Origin of the sequence: Variovorax sp. WDL1, from assembly GCF_001541225.1 — a bacterium.
GTDB lineage: Bacteria > Pseudomonadota > Gammaproteobacteria > Burkholderiales > Burkholderiaceae_C > Variovorax.
Genome location: NZ_LMTS01000212.1, coordinates 1 through 1727, shown reverse-complemented (window position 1 = coordinate 1727; position 1727 = coordinate 1). Strand labels below are relative to the sequence as shown.

The following is a 1727-nucleotide window of genomic DNA, read 5'->3' as shown; positions in this document are numbered from 1 at the left end:
CCGAGCGCCTGTTGGGGCAGCAGCAAACAAGCTGCATGCGACGGCGACCGCTTTCACGCCGATGGAATGGCCTGGGCGGGATGGCGTGCGGCCGGCGGTGTGTGGACCGGGAGCCGCGATTTTTCGGGAGCGCGTGGAAGCCGGTGGAAGTCGGTGGAGCTATCCCCTGGGGATAGCTCGCGAGGACATTGGGGGCGGCAACGTACTGCGGCCTCCCCCCACGCCGGGTCACTTCCTGCGCTTGGCCTCCTTCGGCGCAGCCGGTTCCTGGTCGGCCTGGGGGTTGGGCTGCGCGTCCTGCGCGGTCTCCTGCGATTTGGGGCTGAGGACCACGGACTCGATACGGAACGGCAGGATGCCGACGCTGCGTGCGTTGATCTGCCAGGTCTCGCGTGGCTGATCTTCGTTGTCGGTCCAGGGTTCGCGTTCCATGCGGCCGATGACCAGCACGCGCATGCCCTTCTGGTACAGGTCCTTCCAGTGACCGGCGTCGCGGTGCCAGATTTCCACTGGCGCCCAGAAGCCGCCACGGTCCTCGAAGTCGCCGCCCTTGGTGGGAACGGGGTTGTCGAAATACACGTTCAGCCGCAACAAGCGCCGCGGTTCGTCGTTGCCGTTGGGGAACTCCCGGTACTCGGGGGGCGAGCCAATGTTGCCTTCGCCCGAAAAATGCGTGCTCATGGTGCAATCTCCTTGGTGGTTGAAATACCCGTGCCATGTCGGCGTCGGGCGCGTGCTGGGGTGCCTGACGCGATCACCGATCGCGCATCGCGGGGGGTATGGACCTGAGCCGGCGCAGGTAGGCGTCGTCCGCCTCGGCGGCCTTGCTGGCGCACTCCTGCGCCTGCCTGCCCAGGGTGTGCAACAGGCTGATCTGCATGTTCAGCGTGATGCGCTGCAGCTCGATCGCGTGCAGGTCGGCCAGCAGGTTGACCGGGGTGCTGGTGCTCGCCAGCAGCTCCTGCCACAGGGCCACGCCCATGGCCGAACGGTCGTGCCTGCGCCAGCGCAAGAACGTCGTTCCCGCGCCAGTGGTCTGCTGGGCCAGTTCCACGGGCAGCAGGTGGAAGGGATGCCCGCTGGCTTGTTGCAGCACTTGTCGCTGCGCCAGGCCGATCAACTCGTCGCGCAGGGCGAAGCACTGGCTGGCCCAGGACTCCAAGTCCCCTTTACCCTTAAAAGGCTTTAAAAGGCCTTTTAGAGAGGCTGCGTGTTCCAGGCGCATGAAGGCTCCCTGTTGCAGGCCCCGGAAGTAGCGCGTGGGTTGGTTCAGATCGCTCATGCGGGTTTGTCCTCGCCGGCAGTGGCTGCGCCTTCGGACGGGTCGGCATCGGCGGCCGCATCACCATCGACGTTGGTAGCGGCTGCGGCAGGACTCTCACCGCGCTGTTGCAGGCCACGGCGCACGATGGGCGGCGCGAACTTCGAGCGGCGCATGCCTTCGAGCACGTCCCGCGGCAGTTCGCCGAACTTCTCCAGCGCGGCCCGCGCCGCGGCATTCTTCGCCGCGAAGTCGTCGCGGGTGCAGCCCGAGTAGCGGTACTGCTGGGCCAGTGAGAACAGGCTGCGCAGCGCGTGCGCGCCCTCGTTGAGCCAGTGCTCCAAAGTGCTGCGGTCGATCAACGCGGTGTGGTGGGCGAGGATTAGCTTTCGCGCGATGTCGTCGTAGTCGGCCAGGAGATAGACGGCGGCAAAGCCCAACTGCGCATTGACGAACAGCGGCAGCT

At 66.5% G+C, this 1727-nt stretch carries 3 protein-coding genes; all 3 read right to left on the bottom strand.

Annotation, left to right across the window (positions count from 1 at the left end; genetic code table 11):
* Positions 1 to 228: 228 nt before the first annotated feature.
* Entirely contained in the window at positions 229 to 681 is a 453-nt protein-coding gene (locus APY03_RS26875) for a single-stranded DNA-binding protein (protein WP_068681674.1), read from the bottom strand.
* 73 nt (positions 682 to 754) lie between these two features.
* On the bottom strand, positions 755 to 1282 hold the full coding sequence (locus APY03_RS26870) for a DUF3158 family protein (RefSeq protein WP_068681673.1): 528 nt from the start codon (positions 1280 to 1282) through the stop codon (positions 755 to 757).
* Positions 1279 to 1727: PFL_4669 family integrating conjugative element protein (locus APY03_RS26865; RefSeq protein ID WP_068681670.1), on the bottom strand; the 449-nt coding region annotated here is incomplete at its 5' end. The genes APY03_RS26870 and APY03_RS26865, both read right to left, overlap by 4 nt.

Excerpts from the sequence above, each read along its gene's own strand:
- APY03_RS26875 (WP_068681674.1), bottom strand. The coding sequence starts at position 681 with ATGAGCACGCATTTTTCGGGCGAAGGCAACATTGGCTCGCCCCCCGAG.
- APY03_RS26870 (WP_068681673.1), bottom strand. The coding sequence starts at position 1,282 with ATGAGCGATCTGAACCAACCCACGCGCTACTTCCGGGGCCTGCAACAG.